The organism is Candidatus Binatia bacterium (assembly GCA_026415395.1).
GTDB lineage: Bacteria > Desulfobacterota > Binatia > HRBIN30 > HRBIN30 > HRBIN30.
In genome coordinates this window covers 73,073-90,553 of the sequence record JAOAHD010000020.1, presented here as the reverse complement: position 1 = coordinate 90,553, position 17,481 = coordinate 73,073, and the positions used below count along the sequence as shown (strand labels likewise).

Annotated in this window: 16 protein-coding genes and 2 pseudogenes; 11 read left to right on the top strand and 7 right to left on the bottom strand. The window is 63.1% G+C overall.

The window, feature by feature from the left end:
- Window positions 1-33 precede the first annotated feature (33 nt).
- Window positions 34-834, top strand: coding sequence for an SDR family oxidoreductase (locus N3C12_15035; GenBank protein ID MCX8073740.1), 801 nt, complete (start codon window positions 34-36; stop codon window positions 832-834).
- Between the two features lie 53 nt (window positions 835-887).
- Window positions 888-1,103, top strand: a complete 216-nt coding sequence (locus N3C12_15030) for a hypothetical protein (protein MCX8073739.1) — start codon at window positions 888-890, stop codon at window positions 1,101-1,103.
- A 284-nt stretch (window positions 1,104-1,387) separates the two neighbouring features.
- On the opposite strand, the gene N3C12_15025 is transcribed toward N3C12_15030, so the two are convergent.
- The 5 genes from N3C12_15025 to N3C12_15005 form a co-directional block, all read right to left on the bottom strand.
- Window positions 1,388-4,492 carry a CusA/CzcA family heavy metal efflux RND transporter gene (locus tag N3C12_15025; protein MCX8073738.1) on the bottom strand — a complete coding sequence of 1,035 codons (3,105 nt, stop codon included), beginning with the start codon at window positions 4,490-4,492 and terminating at the stop codon, window positions 1,388-1,390.
- Window positions 4,493-4,495: 3 nt separating this feature from the next.
- Entirely contained in the window at window positions 4,496-5,665 is a 1,170-nt protein-coding gene (locus tag N3C12_15020; GenBank protein MCX8073737.1) for an efflux RND transporter periplasmic adaptor subunit, read from the bottom strand.
- 25 nt (window positions 5,666-5,690) lie between these two features.
- Window positions 5,691-6,965: a TolC family protein gene (locus tag N3C12_15015; protein MCX8073736.1), complete on the bottom strand. Its 1,275-nt coding sequence runs from the start codon at window positions 6,963-6,965 to the stop codon at window positions 5,691-5,693.
- 273 nt (window positions 6,966-7,238) lie between these two features.
- Window positions 7,239-7,562 (bottom strand): hypothetical protein, encoded by a 324-nt coding sequence (locus N3C12_15010; GenBank protein MCX8073735.1) that lies wholly within the window; start codon window positions 7,560-7,562, stop codon window positions 7,239-7,241.
- 92 nt (window positions 7,563-7,654) lie between these two features.
- Complete coding sequence (locus N3C12_15005) at window positions 7,655-7,885, bottom strand: hypothetical protein (GenBank protein MCX8073734.1); 231 nt, start codon at window positions 7,883-7,885, stop codon at window positions 7,655-7,657.
- A gap of 53 nt (window positions 7,886-7,938) precedes the next feature.
- On the opposite strand from N3C12_15005, the pseudogene N3C12_15000 reads away from it, so the two are divergent.
- Window positions 7,939-8,515 (top strand): annotated as a pseudogene (locus tag N3C12_15000) (transposase).
- A 212-nt stretch (window positions 8,516-8,727) separates the two neighbouring features.
- Here N3C12_15000 and N3C12_14995 read toward each other — a convergent pair.
- Window positions 8,728-8,985 (bottom strand): hypothetical protein, encoded by a 258-nt coding sequence (locus N3C12_14995; protein MCX8073733.1) that lies wholly within the window; start codon window positions 8,983-8,985, stop codon window positions 8,728-8,730.
- A 49-nt stretch (window positions 8,986-9,034) separates the two neighbouring features.
- Here N3C12_14995 and N3C12_14990 point away from each other — a divergent pair, with 49 nt between their 5' ends.
- The 8 genes and pseudogenes from N3C12_14990 to N3C12_14955 all read left to right on the top strand — a co-directional run bounded on the left by N3C12_14990 (window position 9,035) and on the right by N3C12_14955 (window position 14,926).
- A complete protein-coding gene (locus N3C12_14990; protein ID MCX8073732.1) occupies window positions 9,035-9,265 on the top strand; it encodes a hypothetical protein in 231 nt (76 codons plus the stop codon).
- Between the two features lie 188 nt (window positions 9,266-9,453).
- Window positions 9,454-10,209, top strand: coding sequence for an N-6 DNA methylase (locus N3C12_14985; protein MCX8073731.1), 756 nt, complete (start codon window positions 9,454-9,456; stop codon window positions 10,207-10,209).
- Between the two features lie 13 nt (window positions 10,210-10,222).
- Window positions 10,223-10,612, top strand: a complete 390-nt coding sequence (locus N3C12_14980; GenBank protein ID MCX8073730.1) for a hypothetical protein — start codon at window positions 10,223-10,225, stop codon at window positions 10,610-10,612.
- Window positions 10,613-10,765: 153 nt separating this feature from the next.
- On the top strand, window positions 10,766-11,185 hold the full coding sequence (locus N3C12_14975) for a hypothetical protein (protein MCX8073729.1): 420 nt from the start codon (window positions 10,766-10,768) through the stop codon (window positions 11,183-11,185).
- A 173-nt stretch (window positions 11,186-11,358) separates the two neighbouring features.
- Window positions 11,359-11,799: a hypothetical protein gene (locus N3C12_14970; GenBank protein ID MCX8073728.1), complete on the top strand. Its 441-nt coding sequence runs from the start codon at window positions 11,359-11,361 to the stop codon at window positions 11,797-11,799.
- A gap of 160 nt (window positions 11,800-11,959) precedes the next feature.
- Window positions 11,960-12,936 (top strand): annotated as a pseudogene (locus N3C12_14965) (DUF3387 domain-containing protein).
- Entirely contained in the window at window positions 12,929-13,261 is a 333-nt protein-coding gene (locus tag N3C12_14960; GenBank protein MCX8073727.1) for a hypothetical protein, read from the top strand. The pseudogene N3C12_14965 and the gene N3C12_14960 overlap by 8 nt, the downstream one beginning before the upstream one ends.
- Window positions 13,262-13,978: 717 nt before the next feature.
- On the top strand, window positions 13,979-14,926 hold the full coding sequence (locus N3C12_14955) for a transglycosylase SLT domain-containing protein (GenBank protein MCX8073726.1): 948 nt from the start codon (window positions 13,979-13,981) through the stop codon (window positions 14,924-14,926).
- A gap of 40 nt (window positions 14,927-14,966) precedes the next feature.
- Here the strand turns inward: N3C12_14955 and gyrA are convergent, their stop codons facing one another.
- Window positions 14,967-17,468: a DNA gyrase subunit A gene (gene gyrA / locus N3C12_14950; GenBank protein ID MCX8073725.1), complete on the bottom strand. Its 2,502-nt coding sequence runs from the start codon at window positions 17,466-17,468 to the stop codon at window positions 14,967-14,969.
- Window positions 17,469-17,481 lie beyond the last annotated feature (13 nt).

Sequence of the window (17,481 nt, the reverse complement as noted above, 5' to 3'; positions counted from 1 at the left end):
ACTGTGGCAGAGCCGCTCGCAGAGGATGTGGCCATGGCGCGGCTCGAGTCGTTTGCGGGCATCCGAGCGGTCGTAACCGGCGCATCGAGCGGCATTGGCGAACTCTTGGCGAAGCGCTTCGCGCGGGAAGGGGCGGCGGTTGCCCTGGTGGCTCGACGGCGCGGGGAACTCGAACGCGTGGCGCAGGAAATTCGGAACCGAGGCGGGCAAGCGTTGGTGTTGCCCTGCGACGTGGCGCGACGCGATGAAGTGTTCGCCGCCGCGGAACGCGTTGTCGGGGAATTCGGCGGCGTCGACTTGCTGGTGAACAACGCTGGGTACGGGGGACACCGGCCGTTCCTCGAGTGGGACATCGACGACATCGAGCACATCATGCAAGTGAATTACTTCGGCACCGTGTATTGGACCAAAGCGTTGCTGCCGAGGATGATCGAGCAGCGGCGCGGCTGGATCGTCATGATGGCCTCGGTTGCCGGCAAGCTGGGGGTGCCCGACGAAAGTGCCTATGCCGCGACCAAGTTTGCCCAAGTGGGCCTGGCCGAAGCGTTGTCGTACGAGGTCGAAGACTTTGGCGTGCACGTGCTCATCGTCTGCCCAGGAGCGATCGACACCCCTTTCTTCAACGAGGCCGCGCGGCGGCGCATGCCCGAGGTTGCCAAGCGCTTGATGATCCCACCGGAGCGCGTGGTCGACGCCGTGGTGCGCGCTTTGAGGGCCGGGAAGCGGGAGATTACGGTTCCTCCGTTTATCCGCGCCAGCTACGTCGTGCGGGCGTTGGCCCCAGGGATCCTCCGCCGCAATACCAAGCGTGTCGCCATGCCGCCCTCGGCGTGAACGGAGTTGCAAGCACCGGGCGGCGAAACTATATCCGGCCAACTTTGCAATCGATGTCGCGCGCAACCGCCACAGCCCTAGCCATCGTTCGCGTGCCGAAGGGCGCTCCGCGCCCGTCGGATGACGAGTTTCGCCGCGCCTTGGAGGAAGACCGCGCGCGTTTGCATCTGGAACCGCAACCTTACATTGCGGACTTCTTCGTTGCCGGCCCTTACTCCGTCACCCTCGACGGCCAGGAGTTCGACGAATACGTGGTGTGGGAGCGCTGACGCACCTGCCCGCACCGGCGTCGGCAAGCCCCGTTCCGTCGGCCCCAATGTGACGACCTGGAGAACCACCGGCGGAAGCATTAGAGGAGCGCCCGGCCTTCATATCAGCCACAACGTCGATGCGAGACCGGCTTGGGCTTGGCTCCGCACCGACGCTCCGCGCGCGGTGCACCCCGTAGCTGTCCGGGGGTGGGTACCGGCGAGGGCTCGGCCCCTCGTCGCCCGAGGCGCTTCTGCACCCTGGGTATCCAACCGCGAACACGGTCAATGGCGGGCGGCGCTCTTCACTCGACCGCGCTTTGCTCCTGTGGAGCCACGTCGAAGAAACGGTACAAAGCGGGGAGCACGACCAGCGTCAGGACCGTGGACGAGACAAGTCCGCTAATCACCACCACCGCCAGCGGCCGTTGCACTTCCGCGCCAACGCCGGTCGCGAACAAAAACGGCACCAACCCCAGGGCAGCGACCGTGGCAGTCATCATGACCGGACGAAAGCGTCGCTGCGCGCCCTCGACAACTGCCGCAGCCACCTGGAGGCCTTGTTGGCGGAGCGTGCGGATGTACGACACGAGCACCACACCGTTCAACACCGCAATGCCCCACAGCGCGATAAAACCGATGGAGGCCGGAACCGACAGGTACTCGCCAGTCACGAACAAGCCAACCACTCCTCCGATGGAGGCGAAGGGCAACACGAGAATAATCAGCGCCGCCAAGCGCACGGAACGGAACAATAAGAACAGCAAGAAGAAAATCGCACCAATCGTCACCGGTACGATCACCGCCAGGTGTGCACGCGCTCGCTGCATGTTCTCGAATTGCCCGCCCCACTCGAAGAAGTACCCCGAAGGCAACGACACCCGTCGCTCCACTTCTCTTTGCAGCTCGCTGACGTAGCCGCCGAGATCGCGGTCGCGCACATTGATCGCCACAGCGATGCGCCGCCGCCCTTGCTCTCGCCGCACCTGCGAGAGCCCCTCCTGAACCTCTACTCGCGCCACCGCGCTCAACGGAATCGGCTCGCCTTGCGGACCGGTCACGGTGATGTTCGAAATCGCGGCCACACTGTTGCGCAGGTGCTCGGGATAGCGCACGACCACTTGGAACCGGCGCTCGCCCTCGTAAATTTCCGTCACACCGCGACCGCCCACGGCTGCCTCGATAATGTCATGAACATCGGCGGCATCGAGCCCGTGGCGGGCGATCGCTTGACGATCGACCACGATGCGTAACGTGTGCTGCCCGCCGACACGGTCGACTTTGATCTCCCCCGTGCCCCGGATCGTGTTCGCGACCCGGACGACCTCGTTGGCCTTTTCGAGCAGGATGTCCAGGTCCTCGCCAAAAATTTTCACAGCGATGTCCGCCCGCACACCGGTGACCATCTCATCCACGCGATCGGAGATAGGCTGAGCCATGACAATGTTCACGCCGGGCAACACCGCCAGACGCCGCCGTACCTCGTCGGCAATTTCGTCCTGCGTTCGCCCGCCGCGTTTTGCGGGCGGCAGAAGTTCGATCATCATGTCGGTCTCATTGTAGCCCGCGGGATCGATGGGCGACTCCCCCCGACCCAAGCGGGACACGACGTAGTCCACGCCCGGAATGTCTTTCACCAGCCGCTGCGCCTCGAGCTCCATTTGAATGGATTCGTCGAGAGCAATGTTCGGTGCGCGGTTGATGTTGGGAGAAATCGTGCCCTCTTTGAGTTCGGGGATAAACGAGGTCCCCAAGTAAGGGAACAGCAACAGCGCCAAAGTAAACAGCGCTGCCGCCGCAGCGAGCGTATAGCCTGGCTGCGATACGGCGCGAAGGAGCAACCACGTGTACGGGCGCTTTAACGAGCGGACCAGCCTCGTATCGTGCTCCTGCCCACCGCGCAGAAAATAGGCACACAGCACCGGCGACAAGGTCAGCGACAACACGAGCGACACCGCCAAGGCCAGCGCGATGGTGTAAGCCAAGGGCGCGAACAATTTGCCTTCCATGCCCTGCAAGGTCATCAGCGGCAGGAACACGAGGATGATGACGCCCACGCCAAAGGTCACGGGCACCCCCACTTCGCTTGCCGCCTCGCGCACGACGTGGAGGCGGTTTCCAGGTGCGGAGTGGGACAGTCGCGAGAACACGTTTTCCACCACCACCACGGAGCCGTCGATCATCAGCCCGATGGCAATCGCCAAACCCCCGAGCGACATCAGGTTGGCTGACATGCCGAGGTAGTTCATCAACAGGAAGGTCACTGCAGGTGTGACCAGCAAGGTGGCGATCACAATCAGGCTTGACCGCACGTCGCCGAGGTAAAGAAAGAGTACGACGACAACCAAAACGATGCCCTCTACCAACACCCGGCTCACCGTGGCGAGAGCGGCGTCGACCAGTTTGGAGCGATCGTAGTACGGCACGATTTGCAAGCCGTTCGGCAGCAACTGTTTTCGGTTGATTTCTTCGACCCGTTGCTTGATGGCGGACACAACTTCCTTGGCGTTCCCTCCCGCCACCATCATCACGATGCCTCCGACAGCCTCGCCCACTCCACCCTTCACCATTGCGCCGTAGCGCACCTCTTCGCCGACCCGCACCTCGGCAACATCGCGAATAAACACGGGCGTGCCGCCCACTTCCTTGAGCACAATGGATCTGATCTCATCGATATGGCGAATGAGGGCGAAGCCCCCGACGAGGAGAATCTCCGGGCCACGGGGCAACAGACCGCCGCTCGAATTGGCGTTGTTCCGGGCCAATGCTTCTTGCACGTCCGCAATGCTGACTCCGTACAACCGCAGCCGGAAGGGGTCGACGAGCACCTGATACTGTTTCACATAACCGCCGGTGGAGTTAATCTCCGCCACGCCCGGTACCGAGCGCAGGAGTGGACGCACCACCCAGTCCTGAATAGTGCGGCGCTCCAGCAGTTCCTCCTTGGTGAGCGGCCGCGTGCCGTCGTCCGGCCGCTCCAAGGTGTACTGATACACCTCGCTCAAGGCCGTCGATACCGGTCCGAGCACCGGCGACAACCCCTGCGGCATGCGCGCTTTCGCCTCGGCCAAGCGCTCGGCCACGAGCTGGCGGGCGAAGTACACCGGTGTGTCGTCGGTGAAGACCAACGTCACGATCGACAAGCCGGGCTCGTTTTGCGAGCGCATTTCCACCAAGCCCGGCAGCCCGGTCATGGTGATTTCTACCGGAATCGTCGCCATGCGCTCCACTTCGTCAGGCGAGCGCCCGGGCACCTCGGTTGCCACTTGTACTTGAACGTTCGTGACATCCGGAAATGCGTCGATCGGTAACGTTTGCAGCGCCCGCAAACCAAACACCACGCCAATCACCGCCAGAACGAGGACAACCACCCGTTGCTGCAGCGACCAACGAATGAGAGCGTTCAGCATGGGTTAGCTCGCCTCCCCACGCAACTTTTGCACGCGCCGCTCGTTGTTCAGGTGAAAGGCCCCGTTCAAAACAAGTTGCTCGTGCCCATCGAGGCCGGCCAACACTACACGTTCGTCGCCGAGCTCCTCGCCAAGGGTTACCGGACGGAGCCTGAAGGTATTCGGTCCCGCCTGAACGAACACAAACTCTTGATTCCCCTCGCGAACCACCGCACTGAGCGGCACCAGCGTGCGTTCCTCGCTCGGCCCGAGCAAAACCATCTTGGCCATCATCGCGGGCTTGAGCCTGCCATCAGGGTTGGGAATATCCATGCGAACGCGGATGGTGTGGGTTTGCGGATCGACGGTGGCAGCGACGAACGAAAGTGTTCCCCGCACGACGTATCCGTTCAGTGCGGGAATCTCTCCCTCTACGGCTTGGCCGGGAAACAGCAACGAGGCGTATTGTTCTGGAACATCGGCCACCAACCATAGGTTCGAAAGGTCAGCGATTTCGAACAGCGCTTCGCCTGGTTGCACCACCTGACCCAGAACCACCTTGCGATCCAGCAGCGTGCCATCGATGGGCGCTGTGATTCGCAATGCCGAGTCGATGCGGCGGGATGCTTCCAAGGAAGCAATGGCGTCAGGGGTCATGCCGAGCATGGCTAGGCGATCCCGTAGAGCGGCGACCTCGGCAGTGGCCTCGACAAGTTCCACTTCCCGCCGGTGGACCTCGGCAGAGCCGATCACGCCGCCTTCGAGCAGCACGTTGGCGCGTTCGACAGCGCGCTGCGCCAACTGCTTTTTGGCGAGTGCCTTCAAAAACTGCTCCTGCGCCGAGGTCAAATCAGCACCATGCAAAACGCCGAGTAGCTGCCCCCGTTTTACCGGCTCGCCTTCGCGGACCGGGAGTTGAATCACCCGGCCAAGCACGGGGGACCCGAGCAAGACTGCGCGGGTTTCGTCTACCTCGATCCGCGCCGGCACGGGGATCTTTCTGTTCACCTGTTTTCTCTGCGCCGAGCCGAGCTGCAAGCGTTGGAGCAAAGCCTCGGAGGCACTCACCTCGTAGGGGTTGTCGGAAGCCGTGCGTGCGGGGTCTGGCTCGGGCTGACTCCCTCCCGAAGAGCAGCCGAGCACGAGCCCCAAGATCAGCAGCGGAAGACCACAGGACCGGAGATTCTGTCGCATGCGCATGTCGCTCCTTCCGGTTGTTTCATGGGGTGCGCTCGCGTGGGTCGCGAGCACGCAGCTCGTCAAGATCGATCAGGGCTGCTTGGCGATCGTAAATCGCCTGCACCAAGCTGAGGCGCACGGTGCGGAGTACTCGTTGAGCATCGAGCACATCGAGCAGCCCGCGCTCACCGAGCCGATAGGCAGCCTCGGTGGCTTCCAGCGCCTGCTGCGCTTCACGCAGCAACGCACCTTCGATGGCTTGGACCTGCTGGTTTGCGATCTGATATCGCTGGTAGGCGCTTTCCAAACGGGCCAACAATTCGAGCTCACGCATGCGCGCTATTTCGTGTGCTCGGCGGAGCGCCGCCTGGGCCTCGGCGATGGGCCCTTGACGCAAGTTCCACAACGGCACGGGGAGCTCGAACCCGAAGAGGTAAACCGGAGTGTCCGGCGGGTAGTCGACCTGGGTAACGAAGGAGGGCTGCGGGAGCCGCAACGCTTGTTCATGGGTGAGCCGTGCCTCAGCCGCTTCCACCTCAGCGCGTCCAAGCTGGAGTAACGGATGATGTCCCACCACTTCCGCACGGATCACTTCGAGCGGCGATAACGCTTGCGGTGCATCAGGTTCTCCGTGCACGTCGAGCGGCGCAGCCGGTGGCAGTCCGATGGCGTTCCGCAGCTCCGCCAGCGTACGGACCCGTTCGAGCTGGGCTTTATTGGCCGCGGTGCTTGCCAGCGCCACTTCCGCCTCCGCGCGAATCGCCTCCAGCCGAGCCCCTTCGCCGACCGCCACGCGGACAGACACTTTGCGCAAGAGTTCCTGCACGAGCCGGACGTTGTCCTCCAAAAGTTCCAGCTCGTCTTTCTTGTGCAAGGCTTCGAAAAACGCCCGGCGCGCATTGCTCAAGACTTCGAGCCGAACCAACTCCAACTGCAGCGCCGCACGGTGTTCCTCGCGCTCCGCGAGGGACACGCGACTGGACCGCACCGGCCCAACGTCCAGGAGTTGGCTTGCAGCAAAGGCGTGCGCCATTCCGGAAACGTTGCCCGCCACGCGCACCGCTTGTCGCCCACTTGCCGCCGCCACTTGCGGATTAGGAAACCCCCTCGCCGTGCGCACTGCCGCGCGGCTACCCTCCAACTCGGCTAGCGCCGCACGCAGCCGCGGATGCGATGCCTCGGCGAGGTCGAGGGCTTCCCGCCACGACAGCACCTGCCCTGGGGCGGGACTGCCGGCAGCGACTAGGGCGCAACACAAAACTGCCGGGAACGCACCAAGCATGCCCCACCTGCCGCAAGCGTTCTTCACACGCATGGTTCCTCCCGCAGGCAAAACCAGCCGTTGGACTCTATTCTCATCTCACTCCTCTTGTGACCCTCGCAGGAAGCTTCGGCGCACTCCCAACCTGGAATCTTCCCTGGACGAGGTCGGGCGCCCGCTCGTAAACGAGCACGAATTGGCGCCGCCCCTAATTGCCCGCGCACCACGTGTGGCTAGGAATGCGCAGCGGCGTCGCCCTGTTTTCGCAGCTACTGCCGGCTGCGGTGTCGACTGGGCGCGAGCGGTTGCGTTACCGAGGCCGTTGACTCAGCAGCGCAATACGCACAGCAATAAGTGCCGCGCGTGCGCCGTCGCGCGGGCGTCGCGGGCAACGCGTACCAGGGCTAGCGGCCGTCGTTCCGCGCTTGCTTCGACGACGCCGCTTCGGACATGGCTGGCATCGCCCCGCAGCGCTTTGAGATCCGGGCGCTGGCCACGGCTCCGGAGGGACGGCACCGGAGCAGCCTCCACGGTGGCTGCAAACTCGCCCTCGACAAGCGAAGTGCACGAAAGTACTCCCGTTGCCCCAGCTTCGGTTGCCGGGGCCAGACCGACACACAGTGCCGCGAGCAGCAGCCAAACCCAACGCATGCTCTGCCGCTAGAGAAAGCACCTACGCCTGTCAACGAAAGCAGCCCAACGAATCGACACGTGACCACCTCGGGGCACCCCTCGGACCCGCCTCAACGGCGCAACCGCGGCGTCGCTCGCGGAAGATGCGGGGCACCGACGTCGCGAACCGCCTGCACCTTGCCGCGCCCGGCCATCCGTTGCACTTGCTCTGATCGACTCGCAGCGAACAAGGTAGGGTGCGTTGCCATGCGCACCGGCAGGAAAATGGGTTCTCCGGCAGGATCCAACAGCGCGAACTCAGCCACCCACGGCTTCGAGGCGAAGCCGTGGGATACCGCCAACACACCTCGTGGGCGTGAGCTTAGCTGAAGGCAATTTTACCAGGTAAGCGAACATGAAATACGATCCAGCCCGCCACCATCGCCCTTCGATTCGTCTCAATGGCTACGAGTTCCCGAGCAGGGGCGTACTTCATCGCTATCGTCACGCAAGATCGGGCATGTCTGTTCAGGAAGATACGGTTGAATCAATTTGGGCAGATTGTGCAAACCGAATGGTCCCAATCGGTCCGGCTTCCCCGCGGAATGTAATTGTCGCCGGATGAATTTGTGGTGATGCCCAATCACATTCACTGCATCGTTTGGATCAGCGCGGATGAACCCGTACGGACGCACGCCGATGTAGGCGCGCACGGACGTATAGGGGCGCACAGCCGTGCGCTCCAACCATCGTTGCAACGTGCGCCGCGGTCGCTGGCGTCGTTCGTCGCGGGGTTCAAATCCATCGTCACCAAACGCATCAACCAACGCCGCGGCACCCCAGGCGTTCCCGTCTGGCAACGCAATTACTACGAACACATCGTCCGCGACGCCGCAGCCCTCGACCGCATCCGCCGCTACATCGCCGAAAATCCCCTGAGCTGGCATCTGGACCGCGAAAACCCGCACCGCACCGGCGAGGATGACGTCTAGAATACCCTGTTCGATGAACCAAACCTGCGTAATCAACCATGACCACGAATTTCAAATCCTACCCTGCCTGCAAAGACTCCGGCACCCCTGGCTGGGCAAGGTGCAGATGATCTGCACGGTCCCGCCCTACGCCATCAAATACGTTAAGAACTTTGATGCGTTTGCCAACGCAAGGGGGAATTGGCGTGAGACCACGAAAGAGGTTCCAAAACCTACTTCACGAACTCTTCCAATTTGATCTGGCCGACCTGGATTTTGGCATCTACCGCCTCATGAACTACAACTAGCGCGTCATTCAAAAGTGGTTGAATCAGGAGCTTCGCAAGGCGATTCGGGAGGAGTTGCAAAAGGGCGCACCGACCGAACAACCAGAAGCATAAAGACCGCTGGACGAAGCCCGCCAAAACGTACTGAAACCCCTGGGCGAGGACGACATTGACGCCGAAGGCAACTTGCCGGACCAGTTTCATGGCACCTGGGTCAAGGGCGGGCCGATAGGGGCAAACAGTTGAGTGAGAAATGGCACAGAAGAACTCTATTTTCAAAACATACCTCAAGAAGCTCACCGACGTCACCCAGACGGGGGATGCGCGGGAGGAAAGCCTTTACCCCGCGCTGCGTGATCTCATCCAGGCTGTAGCCCAGGTCATGAGGCGCCCAGAAATCCAGGTGACCATCCAACCGCCCCCGACAGAAGCCGGCAATCCCGATTTCCGCATCTGGGATGGGACAAGCCGCAGAGTGGGCTAAATCGAAGCCAAGCCGCCCACCGAGGAGCTGTTGGATCAGGTTGAGGTCTCCGAGCAGTTGCGGCGCTATCTGACCACCTTCCCCAACCTCATTCTGACCAACTTTCTCGAATTTCGCCTCTACCGCAACGGGCAGCGGGTGGCCGTGGCCCAACTGGCCCGCCCCTCGTCCTGGCCCAACTGCACCAGGTGCCCTCTCTGGAAAACGCCGTCCAGGTCTGGCCGCTCATCGAACAGTTCCTCCGGTTCTCCCTGCCGAGGCCCCTAACCGCGGAACAGCTGGCCGTCGAACCGGCCCAGCGCACCCGTTTCTTGCGGGACATCGTCCGGCAGCGGCTGGCCGAGGAACAAACAGCGCAAAATGGTCCACTCCTGGGGTTTTATGAGGCCTTCCACAAAAACCTTATGGACGGTCTCACCGGGGAAGACTTTGCCGATCTCTATGCCCAGACGATCACTTATGGCCTATTCGCCGCCCGTACTCGAGCAACCAACGGCTTCTCCCGCGGGGCGGCCTTCGATCACATCCCTCCCACCGTGGGTGTGCTGCGCGACCTGTTCCGGTTCATCTCCCTAGTCGACCTCCCCGAAGAGATGGCCTGGATCGTGGACGACATCGCCGAAGTACTGGCCGTGGCCGACGTGAACGCCATGATGGATCGCTACTACCGGGAGGGCCGCGGCACCGACTCGGTGGTGCACTTCTACGAGAGTTTCCTGGCCCACTACGACCCCGAGGAACGGGAGCGCCGCGGCGTGTACTACACCCCCGACCCGGTGGTCTCCTACATTGTCCGCTCCCTGCAAGAACTGCTCAAGTCGCACTTCGGCAAGCCCGACGGCCTGGCCTCCGAGGAGGTGACGCTGCTCGACCCGGCGGCGGGCACGATGACCTTCGTGGCCCGGGCCGCCGAGCTGGCCGTCCGGGAATTTGTCGACAAATAAGGTTCCGATCCTGGTGATCCTGGGCAATCCGCCCTATTCGGGGCACTCGGCTAACAACGGGAAGTGGATTCTCCAGCAGATCGAGACCTACAAGCAGGTGGACGGTAAGCCTTTGGGGGAGAAGAACCCTAAATGGCTGCAGGACGACTATGTGAAGCTTATCCGCTTTGCCCAATGGAAGATCGAACAGACCGGGCAGGGCGTGACCGGCTTAATTACGAACCACTCCTACCTAGACAACCCCACCTTCCGCGGCATGCGGCGCAGCCTGATGCAGACCTTCGACGAGATCTACATCTTGGACCTGCACGGGAACTCCCTGAAGCGAGAGCGCTGCCCCGATGGTAGCCCTGACGAGAATGTCTTCGACATCCGGCAGGGGCGGCCATCGCCTTTTTCGTGAAGACGGGCAAAGGCGGCGAGTCCGTTGTGCGCCATGCCGACCTGTGGGGCACGCGGGAGTTTAAGTAAGCCTGGCTAAAGTGCCACAACGTAACCAACACGCCGTGAAAAGTTATCCGCCCCAGGCCAAAGCTTTACCTCTTTGTGCCGCTTTGTGCCGCGAGAGGAGGCCGATCTAGATCGCTGCAACACCTTCCCCAGGGTGACCGACATCTTCCGCACCTACAGGGTGGGCATCGTCGCCGCCCGCGACCGGTTGACCATCCACTGGACCCCCGAGGAGGTGTGGACAACGGTACTCAACTTCTCCCGCCTGCGACCCGAACTAGCCCGGCACGCATATCGATTAGGCAACGATGCGCGTGATTGGAAAGTGCCCCTGGCGCAACAAGACCTGCGAGATTCCGGCCTAAATCGGGATAAAATCAAGCCCATCCTCTATCGCCCCTTCGATGTGCGGTACGCCTACTACACGGACCGCTCGCGCGGCTTTCACTGCATGCCGCGCCCCGAGGTCATGCACCACATGCTCGCGGGGGAGAATGTGGCGTTGTGTATCGGCAGGCAAGGCTAGGTTGTCGGTGGACAAACATGGGATCTGGTGTTCTGCTCCCCCTACATTGAAGACTTCAACCTTTTCTGCCGTGGTGGCGATGTGAATTTCCCCTCCGCCTCTGCCCGGCCGACCGGGAGAGCGGGCAAGGGGAGTTGTACGGTGCGCTGGAAGCCCGGAAGCGGCGGCCGATCGTGGTCTGCGACAGCACCGACCTGGCCAAGCTGATCCACGAGCACATCGCCAAGGAGAATGCCTTCAAAGAAGTGGAAAACCCGGACGGGCAGCAGGAGCTGACCTTCCGCATCGACACCAAGCTCCTTGCCGAAGCAGAAAGCACGGTGGACGGGGAGACCGAGCGGGAGGCGAGCGAGCGCCTCCCGCTAACTCGCGGACGCGCTGCGCAAGACGGAGTGGAAGGGCGAGGGCGAACCTCCAGGCAAGCATGTCCACTGCGTCGTCTCCGTGGGGATGCGGATTGCGAGCAGGCCCACCCAGGAGGTGAGCCATATTCTCGGCCTTCGGGCCTTCACCTCCCATCTGTGCTCTCAGCAGGTGGTGGGGAGGAGCTTGAAGGCACCCAACTTCGACGAGTTGTCGGAACCGGAATCGCGCTCCCGCGCGTGGAAGGGTAGGTCGTCGGTGTACGAAGCCGTATCCGGCTCAAGCTGAACGGCGTTCCCTACCTGGGGAGCGACCCGCGCACCGAGCCAACGGACGTGACAGTCAAGCCTGCGGTGGGGTGTCCGGTCGGGCGGCCCGATCGTCTTGGTCCGGATCCGGAGGTCGAGCACGACAGCCATCAACCAGAACGAGGCCGTGGCGTTGATGCAGGAGAAGTACGAGGTCTGCTGCGACCTCTTTTACGGCTTCGACTGGCGCGCCTGGAAGACGGGGCGGAACGAGGAGCGACTCGCGCTCCTCCCCGCCGCCCAGGAACACATCCTCGCCCACGAGAACGGCAAGGACCGGTTCCTTGCGGCGGTCGGGCGGGAGCTTTCTCGCGCCTTCGCCCTCGCGGTGCCCGACGAAGCCGCGCTGCGGATTCGGGACGACGTGGCCTTCTTCCATGCGGTGCAGGCTGTGCTCTCCAAGCGCGCGCCGCGAGAAGCACGGCCGGAGGAGAAACTCGATCACGCCGTGCGGCAGATCATCTCGCGCGCGGTGGCCCCGGAAGGCGTTGTGGAAATCTTCGTTGCGGCGAGCCTCCAGAAGCCCGACATCTCGATGCGCTCCGATGAGTTCCTCGCCGAGGTGCGGGGGATGCTGCAAAAGAACCTCGCCGTGGAACTCCTGCGCAAGCTGCTTTCGGGCGAGACCAAGACTCGCCGCAGAAGGAACGTGGTCCAGGCGCGCTCGTTCGCCGAACCGTTGGAGCAGTCGATCCGCCGGTATCAGAGCCGAGCGGTTGAGGCAGCCCAAGTGATCGAGAAGCTGACCGCCCTAGCCAGGGAGATGCGGAAAGCGGACCGGAGAGGTGAGGTGCTCGGTCTCACCGAAGAGGAGCTCGCCTTCTACGATGCCCTCGAGACCAACGCCAGCGCGGTCACGGTGCTAGGCGAGCCGACCCTCAAGCAGATCGCCCGCGAGCTTGTCGAGACAGTGCGGCGGAACGTCACCATCGACTGGACCGAGCGCGCGAACGCGAGAACGTGCGGTCGCTCCTCCGCCGCCTGGTCAAGCGGGTGCTCCGGAAGTACGGCTACCCGCCCGACAAGCAGGAGAAGGCAACGCTCACGGTCCTAGAGCAGGCGGAGCTCTTCGGTGCAGAAGTGGGCGGAACAGGGTGCGGCGGAACCACCAGTGGTGGCTGCGGAGGTCCTGCCCTTCCGGCGCGTAACCTCGAGCGCGGACGAGAAGTACCGCACCTGCGTGCCGCTCCTCACTCTCAAGGCAGCAGCCGGCGCCTTCGGTGAGCCCCAAGCCGTCGCATCAGAGGAATGGGTGGCACCCGATTCGCGGCGGTGGCTGCAGCCCGGCATGTTCGTCGCCCAGTTGGTGGACCGCCCCATGGAGCCGCGGATTCCCGATGGAGCGTGGTGCCTCTTCCGGGCGCCGGTCGAGGGGAGCCGCCAGGGAAAGATCGCCCTGGTCTGACACCGCAACATTCACGACCCCGAGACAGGCGGGCGCTACACCGTCAAGCGCTACCGCAGCCGCAAGGCCGCCGACCGCGAAGGCTGGCGTGACGTGGAAATCCGCCTCGAGCCGGAGAACGCGGATTTCGCCCCAATTGTCCTCCGCGAAAGCGCCGAAGGGCAGGTGCGCGTGCTGGCCGAGTTGGTGGAGGTGCTTGGCAAGGGATCGTCGTCCTTTTCGAAGCTAAGGTGACAGCAACAGAAACGCAGTTGATCGCAGCAGGACACATAACGTGGGGTGGTCGGAGCGTACCGACTGCACCCAGGATCGCGCGTGTCTGTTCGGCAACGCGTCAGACCGGCAGATGCGGTTCAAGCCGCCACAAGCAGCGGTGCGTGCCTGTTGATTGGCGATTCCGCACCATTTCACCCGGACCGCGTTGGCTGCTTCCGCCGTCATGACCAACGTTATGCATGGGACGGTTTCGTCGATGGCCGCCGCAACCCATGCCAATCCCGCAGCTTGTTCGGGACGGGCCGGTGCAAAGGGGCCCTGCGTGCCTCGGGCAACTCGACGAAGCGCGCTTTCCGGCGCAACCTGCGGCCGCTAGCAGTCGGGTTCGAGGCTATGCCGGAGGGGACGAAGGCGAGGCGGCCGCGAGCGCGGCAAAAGCGGACGGCACGACGTCGGAGTAGCAGCGGCCGCCTTGCGTGGCTTCAGGCCGGGTGGCCGCGCATGGTCTGGTTCACCCTGGAGTGGGCGACTCTCAGCGCTGCCGCAGCCGCTGCGGCCGTGTGGGCGTTTGGACAAGCGTTCTCCTTCTTCTGGTCCGTCCAGCGCCCAGGGTTCCGTTTACTCGCAAGCTTGGCCACCGCGTTTGTCTCCGCCGTGGCCATCGTGGCAGGTTGGGCGCTGGCGAGGGCACCGCTCCACCACCTGCACCGTGCCGCTCCGCTGGCCGTGGCAGCGGCGTTGGCGACCAGCGCCTGGTGGCTTGCCCCACAGCACGCCTCGACGCGTGCCTACGTGGAGCTCGAGCGCAATCTCGCTACCCGCGCGGAAAGCGAGCGCGAACGCATCGCCCATCAGGTGTACGCCGCCTACCGGCGGGCGAAGCTCGACGAGCTTGCCACCGTCCTGCGGCGCGCGGCGCCCTACCTACCGGCAATCGAGGAAGCCAGTGTCCGCTTCCGCTTGCCCAGCGAGCTGCTGGTCGGCATTGCCGCAACAGAGTCTTCCTTCTTGCCGAGAAAAAGCGCCGACGGCGGGCACGGCTTGTTCCAAATCACCGCGGTGCCGGCGCCCGTTGAACGAGTCGTGAAGCGCATCACGGGGGCCAACAAACTCGATTGGGACAACCCCCACCACAACGCGCTCCTCGCAGCCGCGACCCTGCGCTACTACTGGCAGCAACAAAACGGCGACCTGTTCTTGGCCCTACTCGCCTACAACATCGGACCCGCTAACGGTGGCCTGCGCGACATTATGCAGCGTTACGGGGCGACGGATTTTCTGACCATCCAACCGTACTTGCAAAGCTTGCCCGCGGATTACCCCATCCGCGTGTTGGCGGCAGCGCTCGCCTACCGGGTGCTTCGCCGCTACGGAGAGCTTCTGCGTTACGAAGAAGGTGACCATGCGCGGCAAATCCAGTCGCTCGGCATCCCCGGGTTGGATGCGTGACAGCCGCTATGCCGCTCGCGCCACGCTAACGCCCAGATCGTCAGTGGATGGTCTCGCCTTCGCCTGCAGCTTCGCCGTTCTGCGTGTCGCTGCCGTTGGCTGGGGCGACGCCGTCTTCACGCTCCGCCAAACGGGCCACGGCGACCACACGCTCTTCGCCTTCAAGGTCGATTAAGCGCACGCCCTGTGTATTGCGGCCAATCACCGACACGTCGCGCACCGGGAAGCGAATGACCCGACCCGTGTCGGTGATGAGCATGACTTCGTCGTCGTGCACCATTTGCACGCCGACAACTTTTCCGGTGCGCTCCGTGACCTTCATCGTGATCACCCCTTTGCCCCCGCGCGCCTGCACCCGGTACTCGTCCATCGGTGTGCGCTTCCCGAAGCCACGCTCCGAAACTGCCAGCAGGGTCGCCTGCGGGTCGACCACGTCGAGGCCAACCACCACATCGCCCTCGTCGAGCGTAATGCCTCGCACACCGGCCGCCGCACGGCCCATGGGGCGGACATCCGCTTCGCGGAAGCGAATGGCTTGGCCCTCGGCCGTAGAAAGAATCACTTCTCGTTCCCCATCGGTGAGGCGCACGCCAATGACTTCGTCGCCCTCTTCGAGATCGATCGCCACGATGCCAACCCGGCGCGGGTTCGAAAAGGCAACCAGCGGCGTCTTTTTCACCGTGCCCTTGCGCGTTGCGAAGAACACATAGCCGCCACCATCGAAGCGGCGCACCGGAAGAACCGCAGAAATCTTCTCGTCGCTGCCGAGTTGGAGAAGATTCACAATTGCCTTGCCGCGCGCAGCGCGCGCAAACTCTGGGATTTCATGGACCTTGAGCCAAAACACTTTGCCGGAGGTGGTGAACACCAACAAATAAGCGTGGGTGGATGCGGTAAAGAGGTGTTCGACAAAGTCTTCCTCTCTCGTGGTCGCGCCAATCAGGCCTCGCCCCCCGCGCCGCTGCGAGCGGTACTCGCTGAGCGGGCTCCGCTTCACGTAACCGGCGTGGGAAATCGTTACTACCACCTCCTCATCGGCGATCAACGCATCCGCGGAGAGCTCCTCCGCGTGGTCGAGAATTTCCGTGCGCCGGGCGTCGCCATACTGCTTCTGCACCTCGCGCAGTTCATCCACAATGAGGGAAGAAACTTCGCGCTCGTCGGCAAGAATCCTGCGGTAGCGGGCAATCCTCTCGATTACCTCCTCCCGCTCTTGCAACAGCTTGTCGCGTTCGAGGCTCGTCAGGCGTTGCAGGCGCATCTCCAAAATTGCCTGTGCTTGCCGCTCGCTCAACGCCAGCCGATCCATCAACTCTGCACGTGCGGCCGCTGGATCGGCAGCGCTGCGAATGAGCCGAATGACCTCGTCCAAGCGATCCAACGCAACCTTGAGACCGTCGAGAATGTGGAGCCGCTCTTCGGCTTGCCGAAGCTCGTATGCGGTGCGGCGGACGATCACCTGCCGGCGATGGTCCAGGAAGACCTGCAAGGCATCGCGGAGGTTCAGCAGGCGCGGCCGCCGGTCGACGATGGCCAGCATGGTCACGTTGAAGGTGGTTTGCAGGTCGGAGAGTTTGTAAAGCTGATTCAACACCACCTCAGCCACTGCGTCGCGCTTGACGTCCACAACAATCCGGAGTCCCTCGCGGTCCGATTCGTCCCGCAGGTCGGCGATGCCTGTAATGCGCTTCTCGTTCACCAGCTCAGCAATGCGCTCGATCAGCCGCGCCTTGTTCACCTGATAGGGAATCTCGGTAATCACGATGCTTTGGCGCCCGCTTTTGGGTTCGGTTTCGATGGTCGCGCGCCCGCGCACGGCAATGCCTCCGCGGCCGGTTCGGTATGCGTCGCGAATTCCCTCGCGACCGAGGATCAAGCCGCCGGTGGGAAAGTCCGGCCCGTGTACGTACTCCATCAACTCGTCGGCGGTCAGCTCCGGCCGCTCCACCAGCGCCACTAAAGCGTCGATGACTTCCGAGAGATTGTGCGGCGGGATGCTCGTGGCCATGCCGACAGCAATCCCCGCGGCGCCGTTGATCAACAGATTCGGAATGCGCGAGGGGAGGACAACGGGCTCCTGCAGCGTTTCGTCGTAGTTGGGAACAAAGTCGACGGTCTCCTTGTCGATGTCCGCGAGGAGTTCGCTGGCAATGCGCGCCATGCGGACCTCGGTGTACCGCATGGCGGCGGGCGGATCGCCATCGATGGACCCGAAGTTTCCTTGCCCGTCGATCAGTGGGTAGCGCATGGAAAAATCTTGCGCCATGCGGGCCACCGCCTCGTACACCGGCGCATCGCCGTGTGGGTGGTACTTACCAATGACGTCACCGACCACGCGCGCGGACTTTTTGTAGGGTTTGTTCCAGTCGTTGCCGAGGTCGTACATCGCGTACAGGATGCGCCGCTGCACAGGTTTCAGCCCGTCGCGCGCATCCGGGACAGCGCGGCTGATGATGACGGACAGGGCGTAGTCCATGAAGGACTGCCGCATTTCGTCCTCGATGTTCACCGGGATCCGGTGGCCTTTTTCGATTACGTCCATGGCACGGTCCTTA

Bases quoted from the DNA above. Each gene is read 5' to 3' on its own strand.
- N3C12_15025 (MCX8073738.1), bottom strand. From the start codon at position 4,492: ATGCTGAACGCTCTCATTCGTTGGTCGCTGCAGCAACGGGTGGTTGTC.
- N3C12_14995 (MCX8073733.1), bottom strand. From the start codon at position 8,985: ATGAAACTGGTCCGGCAAGTTGCCTTCGGCGTCAATGTCGTCCTCGCC.
- N3C12_15015 (MCX8073736.1), bottom strand. From the start codon at position 6,965: ATGCGTGTGAAGAACGCTTGCGGCAGGTGGGGCATGCTTGGTGCGTTC.
- N3C12_14990 (MCX8073732.1), top strand. From the start codon at position 9,035: ATGGCACAGAAGAACTCTATTTTCAAAACATACCTCAAGAAGCTCACC.
- N3C12_15030 (MCX8073739.1), top strand. From the start codon at position 888: ATGTCGCGCGCAACCGCCACAGCCCTAGCCATCGTTCGCGTGCCGAAG.
- N3C12_15020 (MCX8073737.1), bottom strand. From the start codon at position 5,665: ATGCGACAGAATCTCCGGTCCTGTGGTCTTCCGCTGCTGATCTTGGGG.
- N3C12_15035 (MCX8073740.1), top strand. From the start codon at position 34: ATGGCGCGGCTCGAGTCGTTTGCGGGCATCCGAGCGGTCGTAACCGGC.
- N3C12_14955 (MCX8073726.1), top strand. From the start codon at position 13,979: ATGGTCTGGTTCACCCTGGAGTGGGCGACTCTCAGCGCTGCCGCAGCC.
- gyrA (MCX8073725.1), bottom strand. From the start codon at position 17,468: ATGGACGTAATCGAAAAAGGCCACCGGATCCCGGTGAACATCGAGGAC.
- N3C12_15010 (MCX8073735.1), bottom strand. From the start codon at position 7,562: ATGCGTTGGGTTTGGCTGCTGCTCGCGGCACTGTGTGTCGGTCTGGCC.